Genomic DNA, 13,246 nt, shown 5'->3' with positions numbered 1-13,246 from the left:
GTCGGTTCTCGATTGGGATTCCTATGTCGGACGTAATGATCTGGGTGGAAAATTGGCAAAGTATATATGTTTAGAATCAAAGCCGAGACGGCCATAAAAGCTACAAGTCTCGCAAAAACTTATTTTAGTCTATGATGATATCCATTTATTAATTGAATTAGTTATATTGCATGTAGATGAAATAACTAACGCCCCAACTATCTTAGAAGAAATAAATTTTAGCCGTGGTCACAGCAAATTCTCTGATTCTTGCTCAATTGAAAAAAAAAATTATTGGGCGTACCGCAACAGTTGGTGTTGTCGGACTTGGCTATGTTGGTTTACCCTTTGCGGTTGAGAAGGCTAAAGTCGGTTTTCATGTTATCGGGATTGAACAAAATCCCGCACGAACAGCCAAAATCAACGCCGCTGAAAATTATATTCCTGACGTAGAGGATGAGGCGTTACAGCAACTTGTTAAAAGTGGTCGCCTTAGGGCCGTCGAAAATTTTACGGCGATTCCAGATCTAGATGTGGTCGTCATTTGTGTGCCAACACCATTAACTCAAAATCTCACGCCGAATCTGTCCTATATAGAAAGTGTGACCCAACAAATTGCTGAACATTTAAAGCCAGGACAACTGGTTACCCTTGAGTCCACGACCTATCCAGGGACAACGGATGAGGTAATGGGCCCCCTTTTGGAAGGGATTAGTGGTTTGCGACAAGGGAAAGATTTTTTTCTGGCCCACTCACCGGAGCGGGTCGATCCAGGCAATAAGCGCTACACCACTAAAAATACAAATAAGGTGGTAGGGGCTTCTGATCCTAACTCTTTAGAGGCGGCGATGTTGTTTTACTCCCAAACTATCGATCATGTGGTGCCGGTGACCAGTGCTAAGGCCGCAGAGTTGGTCAAAGTCTTTGAGAATACGTTTCGGGCGGTGAATATTGCCCTTGTGAATGAGTTGGCAATGTTGTGCGATCGCCTCGGAATTGATGTGTGGGAAGTGCTGGATGCGGCCAATACAAAACCCTTTGGGATGATGCCATTTTATCCGGGGCCTGGGGTCGGTGGTCACTGTATTCCGATTGATCCCCATTATCTGGAGTGGAAAGCGAAAGAATATAATTTTGAAACCCATTTTATTGCCTTAGCCGGAGAAATTAACCGTCGGATGCCGGAGTTTGTGACGGACAAAATTTGGCGGATTTTGAATCGGGTTGGGGTAGCGCCCTCAAAATCTCAGGTCTTAATTTTGGGGGTGGCTTACAAAAAAGATTTGGGGGATTGTCGAGAATCACCGGCGATCGCCTTGATGGAGCGGCTTGCCCAAGATGGAGTAAGTCTCCTTTTTCATGATCCCTATGTGCCAGAAATTGAGGTGAATGGCCAGGGGTTTACCTCGGTTAATCTCACGGATGAGTTGCTTCAGGCAGTTGATTTGGTGGTAATTACGACGGATCATAGCCAATTGGATTATGGCAATGTGGTCAAGCAGGCCCAGGCAGTGCTGGATACGCGGGGAGTGACGCGCCATTTGAACTGTGACAAAGATAAGGTGACGTTGTTATGAGTCGAGTGATCGTTGTTGGGGCTGGCCACTGGGGCAAAAACCTCGTCCAAAATTTTTATGAGTTGGGAGCATTGGCTGGAGTTGTCGAATTGTCTACGGAGCTTCGAGAAAAAGTTGTCCAGCAATATCCTGATTTAGAAGTTTATGCGGATTTTCAAAAAGCTCTGGGCAGTGAAGCCCAAGGGATTGTCATTGCGACTCCCGCACCAACCCACTATTCCTTAGCTCTGGCGGTCTTAGAGGCGGGGAAAGATGTTTTTGTGGAAAAGCCGATGACCCTTAAAGCGTCTGAGGCTCAGGCATTGGCAGAGTATGCGGATCAGCAGGGGCGGATCTTGATGGTTGGTCACTTGTTGCTCTATCAAGGGGCGATCGCCTGGATGCGAAACTACTTGGCGATGGGTAAAGCAGGGAAAGTTCTGCATGTGTCAACACGGCGAACTAAGTTGGGACGGGTCAGGCGCGAGGAAAATGTCTGGTGGTCGTTTGCACCCCATGATGTTTCTGTGGTCTTGGAATTACTCGGACAGCCTAAGTTAAAACAGGTGAAGGCGGCGGGACGGGCAATGCTCCAACCCAGGGTGGCGGATGATGTAGATGTGGCCTTAACTTTTGCCGGGGGACAAACCGCCCATATTCACTGTTCTTGGTATGCGCCTTTACTGGAACGGAAAACAACGGTGATTGGTTCCCAGGAGATGCTGGTCTATGAGGAGGTGTCTGGTCAGGTGACGGTTTACCAAAAAACGGTGGATCAGGCTCTGCAAAATCAGGATCGGGGCAGTTGGTTAGCGAAATTTGACAGTCCCCCACCGCTACGGCAAGAATGCCAACATTTTCTCGACTGCATTGAACAGCGACACCCCCCCCGCTCCGATGGTTGGAATGGGGTGGCAGTGGTTAACATATTAGAGCAGGTTCAGCATGATTTGGAGGGGGAAATCCCATGGAAGAGCTGACAATGTTACGGCAATATATCGAAACGGAAAATTATCGGGATGCCCTCGCGCTCATCGAGGAAATGGAGGAAATGTCGAAGGAGGACAAGCTTAATAAAATTTATATTTATGGGGTGATTTTGCTCCTGCATCTGATTAAACAGGCGGCGGAAGATCGGACGACCCGCTCTTGGGATTTTTTGATTTATAATGCGGCAAAGGCTATTCAACGGACGAACAAGCGGCGTAAGGCTGGAGGCGTTTATGCGAATCGAGCGGAGTTAGAGGAAATTTTGGAGGATGCTTTTGATACGGCGATCCGGAAGGCGGCCCTAGAGGCTTTTGAGGGTAAGTATTCGGCTGTGGAGCTAGAGGCCCAGGTGAACAAAAATGAAATTCTGGCAGCCGCTTTAGACCAGCTTATGAACTAAATATGAACGAACAACAAGAAAAAATCAGTGATTATTTTGCCCATGAGTCAGCTTATATTGACCCTGGTGCAGAGATTGGCGCAGGCACAAAAATTTGGCATTTTTCCCATGTGATGGGTGGAGCAAAGATTGGCCGGGATTGTTCCCTGGGGCAAAATGTGTTTGTGGCGAATCGAGTGGCGATCGGCAACGGTTGTAAGATTCAGAATAATGTGTCTCTTTATGAGGGGGTTATTTTGGAGGACTATGTGTTCTGTGGCCCCAGCATGGTCTTTACGAATGTGAAAACGCCCCGGTCTGAGTTTCCGCGCAATACGAGTGATGACTATGGTTTAACTGTAATAAAACGAGGCGCAAGTATTGGGGCAAATGCAACGATTGTGTGTGGGGTGACGCTCCATGAATGTGCTTTTGTGGCGGCAGGGGCCGTAGTCACGAAAGACGTTCCGGCCTATGGAATGGTGGCTGGGGTTCCGGCACGTTTGGTTGGGTGGATGAGTGCCTATGGGGATGTGTTAGAGTTTGATACGATTGGTTGGGCAGTGGATTCCCAAGGAATCATATATAAGCAAATATCAACAGCTAATGTTGAGAGAGTAATTTAATTTGTATGATTGATATATCTTAATAGTTGTATAAAAAAAGCAAACCTATTTTAGTTATTTAAGCGTAAATTCAAATTTTTAAAATTTTAAAAAATTACCTGAAGCCAATCTATTCCATTAAAGATTCGTCACAACAAAGTTTCGCAAATATCATTCAATTCACAACAATCATAAAAATGACAAGTAAAATTTATGACATTTTTGGAAAACTAATTCGTGTCAATTTTGACAATTCATTTGGTAGCTCAGTTTTGCAAAAAGAACTGTCGCTATATCCAATCATAGCACAAGACAAAAATCCAGACTTAGACATTTTTTGTCAATCACACCAGTACTATGTTAATCAAGGTTTTACCAATCCTTCTATTCACCAAGAATTGGATAACGGATTCATTGCAAATTTTGGTTCATCTCAGGTTGAGTTTCTGTTTGATAACAAAAATCTAAAAAGAATAAATTTCATCATCAAACCTAGCTCATCAAAGATAAAAAAATATATTCAAAAACTTAGAAGCATTCAGTATTGTTCGGTTGAAGAAAGCATTGGTCAAATTTTTCATGAATTAGTTTTAATTCCTTCAGTTTATTTCCAAACGAATCAGTTCTTACTCCATGCCTCAGCTTTAAAATCTTCAAAAAGTGATGTCATATTAATTGGAGGGACTGGAGGAGTAGGAAAAACATCTTTGGAGTTAGAGCTATGTTTGAAACATGGATTTCAATTTGTATCTGATGATATTTGTGTTGCTTCCCAAAACGGATGGATATGGTCTAATTTGGCTTATCCTAAAATATATGCCTATAATCTAGAAAACAACGATAAATTAACTAAGAAACTATTTTTGAATTCCAGTTTGACAAATAGATTGCACTGGGCTCTAAATCAAAAACGAGGAAAAAATAAAGTTCGAAGAAGGATTTCTCCTGAAAAATTATATGACTCATTTAGTCAAGAGGGTGGATTGGTTAAAAAATATCTAATTTTAGCTAGAGCTGAACAAGACGAGATACAAGTGAGCAAAATCAGTCATGAAGTTGCAGTTCATATGAGTCTACCCATTATTGAAGCTGAATATAATATTTTCAATAACCATATTTTGTGGCATCAATTCAACTCTTATTTACAAGATAAAGAGCCATATACTAGTTTGCAAAACATACTAATACGCTGGCGAGAATTAGCACTGCAAGCATTATCTCAATCTAGTTGCTTTCTTATTGTAATACCATTGAGAATTGAACATTCAAAATTTAAGGATAAAGTCGCATCAATAATTAGAAATATGACTTGATTATCATGAAAATTTCATCAAGAGACACAGTTATTTTATTTACATCATCTTTTCCCTACGGCTCTGGAGAGCAATTTTTAGAAACAGAAATCAAATATATCGAATCCAACTTCAAAAATGTATATATTGTTCCTTCCTTTATTCCTGGCAATAAAAAACGGAATCTTAACAAAAAAACAATAATCGCAAAGGAATTAGCCATAAAAAAAAGCAACAAAATAAGGTGGAAGATTAATATTTTTTTTAATGCTCTTACTTGTTTTCTTTTTTACAAAGAAATTACACATCGACTACTATCTATTTTTCAAGTAACAGCTTTAAAACAATTAGTTATATACGTAGGAGAAGCTAATAGAACTTATCAATGGCTCGCTAGATACATAGAGCAACAGGAGATTAATCCCAAATCCACTGTCGTATATACATATTGGTTGACTCATCAATCTTTATCGGCATTTTTTATTAAAAAAGTATATCCAGAAATTAAATTTGTCTCAAGAGCTCATAGATTTGATTTATATGAAGAAAAACAGGAAACAAAGTATATTCCTCTTCGTCCTCTTACAATTAAATCTCTGGATACTTTATTTTGCATCTCTGAACATGGCAAAAAATACTTGGAATATAAATACCCAAATTTAACTTATAAGTATCGATTATTTAGATTGGGAGTTAATGATCCTAAATCAATTAATCCTTATCCTAATGAGCAAATTTTTAGAATAGTTTCATGCTCTTTTATTGTGCCAGTTAAACGAGTTGAACTAATTATCGACGGGATATCATTCTTGTGCCAACTACATCCTAATCTGTTAATTGAATGGTATCACTTTGGTGATGGAGTATTGCGTAGTAGTGTCGAGTTACATGCAAAAAATAAATTGCCATCGTCTATTAAAACTTATTTTAGCGGACAAATTGAAAATCACCAAATACTTGAATTTTATAGAACAAAGTCAGTAGATGTTTTTATAAATCTCAGTGAATCTGAAGGAATACCAGTCTCAATAATGGAAGCTCAAAGCTATGGAATTCCAGTAATAGCAACTTCTGTCGGAGGAACACCAGAAATAGTTAATAATAACAATGGTATTTTATTGCCAGCAAATCCTACAGCTGAAACTATTGCCAAATCTCTACAAAGTTTTATTGTCGATAATCATAAAAAACGAGATAAGCGCATAAAAAGTAAAAAAGATTGGTTCAGGAAATATAATGCCGAAATCAATTATGGTTTATTTATGTATAACTTAGCAAAGTAAATAACTGTTTTTTGGGATTATATCTATAAAATATTGCGATTTATGGATTTTAAATTGACAAACTTATCTCGAAATATTATATTCACATTTTTTCGTCAACTGATTAGTATAGTTATTAGTTTGGGTTTAAGTGTTTTTTTAGCCCGAACCTTAGGCCCAGAGGGAAATGGTTTATATGCTTTAGCTATTTTACTTCCCACGCTATTAACAAGCTTTTTGAATTTAGGGATTGCACCAGCAAATGTTTATTTTATTAGTCGAAATGAAATATCTCTAAAAGATGCATTTTACTTAAATTTACTGTTGTCTGGAATGATATCTTTATTAGGTTTATTTTCTGGAATATTGATAATTTTCTTCTTGGGAGATTATCTCTTTCCAAAAGTCCCTAATTTACTACTATGGGTTTCCTTGATTGTATTTCCAGTCAGCCTAATACAATCTTTTTCTTTGAGTCTACTTCAGGGAATTCAAGATTTTGATCGCTTTAATAAAATTTTGATCATCACTCCTATAATAAACTTTATTTTTATTTTAGTTATAATTTGGTTGTTGAAACTTAATGTTTTAGGAGCAGTAATTGGATATGGATTATCTCAAATATCTAGTCTCTTTCTCACGATTTATTTTTTGCGGCCATACTTGGCAGACAAAGATTCTGTAATGGCTCTTAAAGAACAAACTAAAAAGAGTCTAAGTTACGGATGGAAAGCTCATCTCAGTAATATTTTGGCATTTTTAAATTATAGGCTTGACATCTTTTTAGTTAATTTTTTTCTTGATCCAGTTGCAACAGGGATTTATGTTATTGCCGTTCAGATTGCAGAACGTTTATGGATATTTTCCGGAGCTGTTAGTACTGTTCTTCTCCCCCGGCTATCCGAACTTCATGAAGATGAAATCAAGCGCCGTGCTCTAACTCCTATTATTGCTCGCTGGGTTTTACTAGTAACATTTTTGTTTTCTATTTTTATTGCTTTTACCTCTGAATTTTTTATTAAGATACTTTTTGGGGAAGAGTATTTTAAAGCCAGCTTGGTACTATTATTACTTTTACCAGGAATCGTTTGCGGTAGTTTTTCTAGAATTCTTGCCAATGACCTTGCTGCGCGAGGTAAACCAGAACTGAATATGTATACGGCTTTAATAATAGTGACAGTCAATGCTATTGCAAATATAATTCTTATTCCAAGGCTTGGAATTAATGGGGCAGCAGTTGCAACAACACTTTCTTACTCTAGTAATACTATGACAAAATTGTATTTGTATAGTAAATGTAGTCAAAATAAATGGTGGAAACCTATTGTTATTGGTCGTGAAGACTTTGCTTTAATTAAAAGAGTTCTTCAGCGTTAATAATCCATGTATTTAGTTATGAAAATTGGCGCTATTATTGGTGTGTGTCCCCAATTTATTAAAGCTGCCACTATTTCCCGCCTCATTCAAAACACATCCAACCTAGAGGAAGTCCTTGTCCACACCGGACAACATTATGATGACAATATGTCTGCTATCTTTTTCGAGGAAATGGAAATCTCAGGTTCCCGTTACCATTATTAATCAAGTTACCAAACAAGAACAACTATAATAGTGATTCAAGACAGCGTCACCCTACAAATGCAGATAAACCCTATGGTTAAAAAAAGCGACTCGACTTATCATCTACTATTTCTTCGGATAAATTAACAGTATATGAAAATCCTCATTATCACCCATGAATTTCCACCGCTCAATACTATTGGTGCTCAACGTCCCTATTCTTGGGCAAAGTATTGGAATCGCATGGGACATGACGTAAAAGTCATCACTACACAAAAAGAACCAATTGATGGATTTCTAAATAAAAACTTTGATTACTCTCAATTAAGTAACGTTGAAATTAAAGAGATAGAGTATTTGCCTGATTTTTTAAAGGCAAAAAAAAGTTTTGGGCAAGAAAATGATTTTCTGTTCACTTCTAGTAAAAGTGCAAAGTCTGATTGCATAGAGAATTTGAAAAGAATATCAAAAATTATTCGAGCTTCAATTGGGATAGGGTCTTTATTGAGCATTAGAAATTTGTGGATAAAACCGGCCCTAAAGGAAGTACAAGAATTGTATCAAGAATGGAAATTTGATTGTGTTGTTAGCACTCATGGTCCACCAGCACCACATATCATTGCAGGCATTACCAAAAGGAAGCTGGATATTTTTTGGGTAGCTGATTATCGAGATTTATGGTCTCAGACTCATTATCTTGGGACGAAGTTTCCATTTTCAGTACTGCAAAAATTGATCGAAAGTTTTTTTATCTCTCAAGCAGACTTTCTTACAACAGTTTCAGATCCACTAAACAAAAAATTAAACACTCAATTTGGAAAACATGTATTTACCATAGAAAATGGTTTTGATATTGAAGAAGTGCTATCTTTAGAGCAAAAAGCATTCCCTAAAGATGCTAAAATAAGACTCATATATACTGGAACAATTCGCAGGAGCCAGCAAAATACAGAGCCTTTTTTAAAAGCACTCTATTTGCTAAATCAAAAGAGAGATGGACTACAAAAAGAACTAGAAGTTTTATTTTATGGCTTTCAGCTAGGAGATGTTGCCAAACAAATACAAAAATATAGTCTTTGTTCTTTTGTAAAAATTCCAAAAGCTCTAAGTCACCAAGAAATTTTAACAATTCAACGCAGTGTCAATGGGTTACTTTTCTTTGACTGGGAAGATATTTCATATGAAGGTATTTTGACAGGAAAAATTTTCGAATATATGTATGCAGGAGTCCCTATTTTAGTACTAGGAAAAAGCTCGAAAACTGCTGCTGCTAGACTTGTTTGTGAATCTGGGACTGGCATCTTCATAGGAAATTCTCCTGAAAATATCAGTCAATATATAGATAATATCCTAAATCAAGAGCACATTGTTTACTCGCCCTCTAAAGAAGTTCTAAGCCGGTATACAAGGGAAAAGCTCGCCAAAAAGATGCTTCAAGCCATCATAGAAGCTCAGCAAAAAAAAGTTTTTCATGAAACATAAATCTTCTATTTCTATAGTTCCGCTTGTAACTAATGACATTTCATCAAGCTCAGCAAGCCATGCATGTTGTAATGCTGCATAACCGATACCAGTATGCTGGTGGAGAAGATGCGTCTACGCAAGCAGAAATAGCTATCCTTAAACAATTTGGACATCAAGTAAACTATTTAGAAGAACATAACAATCGCATTAAAGGATTTAGGTTTCTTGATAAATATCAACTCTTTTTCACCACTGCCTGGAATTCTCAACAGACCAAAAATCTAAAATTAAAATTAAAAACCATTAGACCTGATATTCTCCACGTTCAAAACTTTTTCCCCCTCTTTTCCCCTTCCGTCCATAAAGCAGCCAGATCCCTAAATATTCCCACGGTTCAGCACTTGCGTAATTTCCGTCTCGGCTGTCTTAATGGCTATCTTTATCATAATGAGACTATTTGTGAAGCCTGCATTGGCAAAAATCCATGGCGTGGCGTTGTCTATCGCTGCTACCGAGGATCCTTACCTGGCTCTTTGGCGGTTTGGAATATGATCACAGTCAATCGTTGGCGCAAAACATGGCAAAAGGATGTCGATGCGTTTATTACCCCTAGTAACTTCGCTGCTAATAAACTCGTCGAGATAGGAATTCCAGGCGATCGCCTTTATGTCAAACCAAACGTTACTGCCGATCCCCTACCCAATCAAACAATTCCAGCATTGCCCCAAAGACCAACATTTCTATTCATCGGTCGCCTTTCATTGGAAAAAGGTGTGATGACTTTATTGAAAGCTTGGGAAAAACTGAATCAACCCGAATGGCAGCTTAATATTGTTGGTGATGGCCTCCAAAAAGCAGAACTGGTGACATTTACCCATGAGCGCAACTTAACAAACGTAATTTTTCTGGGTCATCAAACCAAAGAACAGGTAGTTACTGCTATTCAAGCTGCTACCACCGTTCTCGTTCCTTCGCAATGGTACGAAACGTTTGGGCGAGTTGTCATTGAAGCCTTTGCTTGTGGCCGGGCTGCGATTGTCTCTGACTTAGGTGCCCTCGCTGAACTGGTTAAAGATCAAACAACGGGTTTTCTGGTGCCCCACAGCAATATTGATGCCTGGGTCGAACGCTTAGAATGGGCTGGCACACACCCCCTAGAGATTGCAGAAATGGGCGAGAATTCTCGTCTGACATACCAACGAAACTATACCCCCGAGGTAAATTATCAACAAACTATGGATATCTATGAGCGACTTTTACAAGGGAAGGCTTAACGTTTTCTTCTGACTATTTCTGTCCCGCTCTAGAATATTTTTCCAAACACAAATCCATTATGGTCTGGGTATATTGTCCCAAATTTTGATATCCACCATGAACCAAGTGGCAATCACCTGGCCCTGATCAGTGTCGGAATCATCGGTAATTACTATTTCTATGTCAGTGCCTTCACCCACGGTGATCCACTCCAAACCCCGCTGGAGCCAGTTAGGGCGGTTATAGGCAGGAATACAAATACTTAACAAAGGTGCTTCAAGCATCGCTTTCCTTTTTCCTCGTCCGCCCCATCCATAGCCAAGCCCTCTGAAATTGGGATTAATCCATTGCCGAGATTATGGCCCTAGCCCTGTAGCCAGCGGGCCGCATCCTTAGCGTGGTAGGTCAAAATCAAATCTGCCCCGGCCCGTTTAAAACTGGTGAGGGTTTCCAGGGTAACTTTTTGTTCGTCAATCCAACCGTTGAGGGCCGCCGCTTTCACCATGGAATATTCCCCAGACACGTTATAGGCCGCCACTGGTAAATTGGTCATTTCCTTAATGCGCCAAATAATATCCATATAGGACAAAGCCGGTTTGACCATCACCATATCCGCCCCCTCTAGCAAATCCAATTCCACCTCTTTCAAGGCTTCCCGACTATTGCCTGGATCCATTTGGTACGTCCGGCGATCGCCGAATTGGGGGGAGGAATCCGCCGCATCCCGGAAGGGGCCGTAATAGGCCGAAGCATACTTAGCCGCGTAGGAAAGGATGGGAATATTTTGGAAATCATGGTCATCCAAGGCTTCCCGGATAGCCTGGACAAAACCATCCATCATCCCAGAGGGAGCAATGATATCTGCCCCGGCATTGGCTTGGGAAACAGCGGTTTTCTTCAACAATTCCAAGGTGGGGTCGTTCAATACCCGGCCGGTCAAATCCCCGGTTTCCAGATAGCCACAGTGGCCATGGTTGGTATATTCACACAAACAGGTATCGACAATTACCACCAAATCTGGCACCGCCTTTTTCACCGCTTCCGTCGCCTTTTGGACAATGCCGCAATCATGCCAAGCTCCCGTGGCATCGGTATCCTTATCTTCGGGAATACCAAACAGAATAATGGCCGGAATGCCTAAATCCCGTACTTCTTTAGCTTCGTCAACAATTTTATCCACCGACAGTTGGTACACTCCAGGCATGGAAACTACTTCCTTGGCAATGGCATTACCAGGAACGGCAAACAAGGGATAGATCAAATCATTGACGGTGAGGGTATTTTCCCTGACCATGCGGCGGAGAACATCAGTTTGGCGCAGGCGACGGGGACGGATGGTGGGAAACATAATGGTGCTTAAATGTTTTGCTTAATGGATTTTTTAAAATTTTTTAAAGTAAAAATATAGCTCTAGGGATTAGTTCGTGCTTGATTAACGTTGCTAATTGACTAGTTTTTGCCCCCAAGAACTGGTTAAGGTGCCAAATTCCGGCAATGGTTTAAAGCAGAATTCGGTCAGCCCTGGGGAAAAGCCTGGCAACCCAACCCAGACCAGTTCTCAGTTAACCTTGAAGATGGGTTAGATCAGCTTGACAAACCGCAGACCGTAGAGCAGACCAAGGGTGACCCCGGTAAAAACAGCAATATAACCAATAAAAATGCCTACACCAGCGGCCATAATTTTGTTCCTCGCTTTGATAAAAACGTTGTAATTGTTTGCTATTGTACGATCCAGCGCCACCGATTGAACCAGCAACTTATGGCCACCACTATCCCCGTTCCCCTGCCCCAGTCCCCCTATCAAGTGCAGATCGTGCCGGGAGGATTAGCGGCAATTGCCGACCATTTAGCTCCCCTTGGTTTGGGCAAAAAAATTATGGTGGTGTCCAATCCGGAAATTTACGACTACTACGGCGAAGTGGTTATCCAAGCCTTACAAAGGGCTGGCTATGAGGTTTTTCAACATTTGATTCCCGCTGGGGAAACCTACAAAACCTTGGCTTCCATTAACGAGCTTTACGATGTCGCTTTCCAGGCCAATTTGGAACGGAATTCCACCCTGCTGGCCCTGGGGGGAGGTGTCATCGGTGATATGACGGGGTTTGGGGCGGCCACTTGGCTCCGGGGCATTAATTTTGTTCAGGTGCCCACTTCCTTGCTAGCCATGGTGGATGCTTCCATTGGCGGCAAAACGGGGGTGAACCATCCCCAGGGCAAAAATTTAATTGGTGCTTTTTACCAGCCGCGCTTGGTGTACATTGACCCCGTTGTGTTAAAAACCCTACCGGAACGGGAATTTCGGGCAGGGATGGCGGAGGTAATTAAATACGGAGTGATTTGGGATTCAGAATTATTCACAGCCCTAGAAGAAGCGGAAGATTTGTCTAGCATCGATCGCCTGCCGGACGAATTATTAACCAAAATCATCCAACGTTCCTGCCAAGCTAAAGTGGATGTGGTCAGCCAAGACGAAAAGGAAGGGGGATTACGGGCCATCCTCAACTACGGTCATACTGTCGGCCATGGGGTGGAAAGTCTAACGGGCTATGGAGTGATTAACCACGGGGAAGCAGTGGCCATTGGCATGGAAGCGGCGGCCAAAATTGCCCATTACCTAGGACTTTGTGACCAATCCCTCGGCGATCGCCAACGGCAATTATTGCTTAAAACTAAATTACCCACGGAGATGCCCCCAACCCTGGCAGTAGATGATCTGCTGAAAAGCCTATTGCACGACAAAAAAGTCAAAGCGGGCAAGGTTCGTTTCATTCTCCCCACGGCGATCGGGCAAGTAACTATCAGTGATGCTGTCACCGACGAAGTTATTAAGGCAACCCTAGGCTAATAACTCAAACTGTAATCCTGGGGGACTGAAGATCAGCCCAAGGTGGGGTTAGGCAATTGT

Annotated in this window: 14 protein-coding genes; 11 read left to right on the top strand and 3 right to left on the bottom strand. The window is 40.9% G+C overall.

Features of this window, described 5'->3' with window-relative positions; all coding sequences use genetic code 11:
• Window positions 1-224: 224 nt before the first annotated feature.
• The 10 genes from BWK47_RS07475 (at window position 225) to BWK47_RS07430 (ending at window position 10,361) form a co-directional block, all read left to right on the top strand.
• A complete protein-coding gene (locus tag BWK47_RS07475; RefSeq protein WP_162328169.1) occupies window positions 225-1,556 on the top strand; it encodes a nucleotide sugar dehydrogenase in 1,332 nt (443 codons plus the stop codon).
• Window positions 1,553-2,515: a Gfo/Idh/MocA family protein gene (locus BWK47_RS07470; protein WP_162328168.1), complete on the top strand. Its 963-nt coding sequence runs from the start codon at window positions 1,553-1,555 to the stop codon at window positions 2,513-2,515. The genes BWK47_RS07475 and BWK47_RS07470 overlap by 4 nt, the downstream gene beginning before the upstream one ends.
• Window positions 2,503-2,925: a DUF29 family protein gene (locus tag BWK47_RS07465; protein ID WP_162328167.1), complete on the top strand. Its 423-nt coding sequence runs from the start codon at window positions 2,503-2,505 to the stop codon at window positions 2,923-2,925. The genes BWK47_RS07470 and BWK47_RS07465 overlap by 13 nt, the downstream gene beginning before the upstream one ends.
• Before the next feature lie 2 nt (window positions 2,926-2,927).
• Window positions 2,928-3,530: an acyltransferase gene (locus BWK47_RS07460; protein WP_162328166.1), complete on the top strand. Its 603-nt coding sequence runs from the start codon at window positions 2,928-2,930 to the stop codon at window positions 3,528-3,530.
• A gap of 176 nt (window positions 3,531-3,706) precedes the next feature.
• A complete protein-coding gene (locus BWK47_RS07455) occupies window positions 3,707-4,822 on the top strand; it encodes a hypothetical protein (RefSeq protein ID WP_162328165.1) in 1,116 nt (371 codons plus the stop codon).
• A 5-nt stretch (window positions 4,823-4,827) separates the two neighbouring features.
• Window positions 4,828-6,084 (top strand): glycosyltransferase, encoded by a 1,257-nt coding sequence (locus BWK47_RS07450; protein ID WP_162328164.1) that lies wholly within the window; start codon window positions 4,828-4,830, stop codon window positions 6,082-6,084.
• A gap of 42 nt (window positions 6,085-6,126) precedes the next feature.
• Window positions 6,127-7,440, top strand: a complete 1,314-nt coding sequence (locus BWK47_RS07445) for a flippase (protein ID WP_162328163.1) — start codon at window positions 6,127-6,129, stop codon at window positions 7,438-7,440.
• A 6-nt stretch (window positions 7,441-7,446) separates the two neighbouring features.
• Complete coding sequence (locus tag BWK47_RS07440; RefSeq protein WP_204250482.1) at window positions 7,447-7,644, top strand: UDP-N-acetylglucosamine 2-epimerase; 198 nt, start codon at window positions 7,447-7,449, stop codon at window positions 7,642-7,644.
• A gap of 132 nt (window positions 7,645-7,776) precedes the next feature.
• On the top strand, window positions 7,777-9,105 hold the full coding sequence (locus BWK47_RS07435; protein ID WP_162328161.1) for a glycosyltransferase: 1,329 nt from the start codon (window positions 7,777-7,779) through the stop codon (window positions 9,103-9,105).
• A 32-nt stretch (window positions 9,106-9,137) separates the two neighbouring features.
• Complete coding sequence (locus BWK47_RS07430; protein ID WP_162328160.1) at window positions 9,138-10,361, top strand: glycosyltransferase family 4 protein; 1,224 nt, start codon at window positions 9,138-9,140, stop codon at window positions 10,359-10,361.
• A gap of 57 nt (window positions 10,362-10,418) precedes the next feature.
• Here the strand turns inward: BWK47_RS07430 and BWK47_RS07425 are convergent, their stop codons facing one another.
• The 3 genes from BWK47_RS07425 to petL form a co-directional block, all read right to left on the bottom strand.
• Window positions 10,419-10,625, bottom strand: coding sequence for a glycosyltransferase (locus BWK47_RS07425; protein WP_237269936.1), 207 nt, complete (start codon window positions 10,623-10,625; stop codon window positions 10,419-10,421).
• 80 nt (window positions 10,626-10,705) lie between these two features.
• Window positions 10,706-11,689, bottom strand: a complete 984-nt coding sequence (hemB, locus tag BWK47_RS07420) for a porphobilinogen synthase (protein ID WP_162328159.1) — start codon at window positions 11,687-11,689, stop codon at window positions 10,706-10,708.
• Window positions 11,690-11,920: 231 nt separating this feature from the next.
• On the bottom strand, window positions 11,921-12,019 hold the full coding sequence (gene petL / locus BWK47_RS07415; RefSeq protein ID WP_010872692.1) for a cytochrome b6-f complex subunit PetL: 99 nt from the start codon (window positions 12,017-12,019) through the stop codon (window positions 11,921-11,923).
• Window positions 12,020-12,100: 81 nt separating this feature from the next.
• On the opposite strand from petL, the gene aroB reads away from it, so the two are divergent.
• Window positions 12,101-13,186, top strand: coding sequence for a 3-dehydroquinate synthase (gene aroB, locus BWK47_RS07410; protein ID WP_162328158.1), 1,086 nt, complete (start codon window positions 12,101-12,103; stop codon window positions 13,184-13,186).
• Window positions 13,187-13,246: the final 60 nt, after the last annotated feature.

Origin of the sequence: Synechocystis sp. CACIAM 05, assembly GCF_010222815.1 — a bacterium.
Classification (GTDB): domain Bacteria; phylum Cyanobacteriota; class Cyanobacteriia; order Cyanobacteriales; family Microcystaceae; genus Synechocystis.
This window is presented reverse-complemented; position numbering and strand designations above follow the sequence as displayed.

Bases quoted from the DNA above. Each gene is read 5' to 3' on its own strand.
- BWK47_RS07470 (WP_162328168.1), top strand. From the start codon at position 1,553: ATGAGTCGAGTGATCGTTGTTGGGGCTGGCCACTGGGGCAAAAACCTC.
- BWK47_RS07465 (WP_162328167.1), top strand. From the start codon at position 2,503: ATGGAAGAGCTGACAATGTTACGGCAATATATCGAAACGGAAAATTAT.
- BWK47_RS07460 (WP_162328166.1), top strand. From the start codon at position 2,928: ATGAACGAACAACAAGAAAAAATCAGTGATTATTTTGCCCATGAGTCA.
- BWK47_RS07455 (WP_162328165.1), top strand. From the start codon at position 3,707: ATGACAAGTAAAATTTATGACATTTTTGGAAAACTAATTCGTGTCAAT.
- BWK47_RS07450 (WP_162328164.1), top strand. From the start codon at position 4,828: ATGAAAATTTCATCAAGAGACACAGTTATTTTATTTACATCATCTTTT.
- BWK47_RS07445 (WP_162328163.1), top strand. From the start codon at position 6,127: ATGGATTTTAAATTGACAAACTTATCTCGAAATATTATATTCACATTT.
- BWK47_RS07440 (WP_204250482.1), top strand. From the start codon at position 7,447: ATGTATTTAGTTATGAAAATTGGCGCTATTATTGGTGTGTGTCCCCAA.
- BWK47_RS07435 (WP_162328161.1), top strand. From the start codon at position 7,777: ATGAAAATCCTCATTATCACCCATGAATTTCCACCGCTCAATACTATT.
- BWK47_RS07430 (WP_162328160.1), top strand. From the start codon at position 9,138: ATGACATTTCATCAAGCTCAGCAAGCCATGCATGTTGTAATGCTGCAT.
- BWK47_RS07425 (WP_237269936.1), bottom strand. From the start codon at position 10,625: ATGCTTGAAGCACCTTTGTTAAGTATTTGTATTCCTGCCTATAACCGC.
- hemB (WP_162328159.1), bottom strand. From the start codon at position 11,689: ATGTTTCCCACCATCCGTCCCCGTCGCCTGCGCCAAACTGATGTTCTC.
- petL (WP_010872692.1), bottom strand. From the start codon at position 12,019: ATGGCCGCTGGTGTAGGCATTTTTATTGGTTATATTGCTGTTTTTACC.
- aroB (WP_162328158.1), top strand. From the start codon at position 12,101: ATGGCCACCACTATCCCCGTTCCCCTGCCCCAGTCCCCCTATCAAGTG.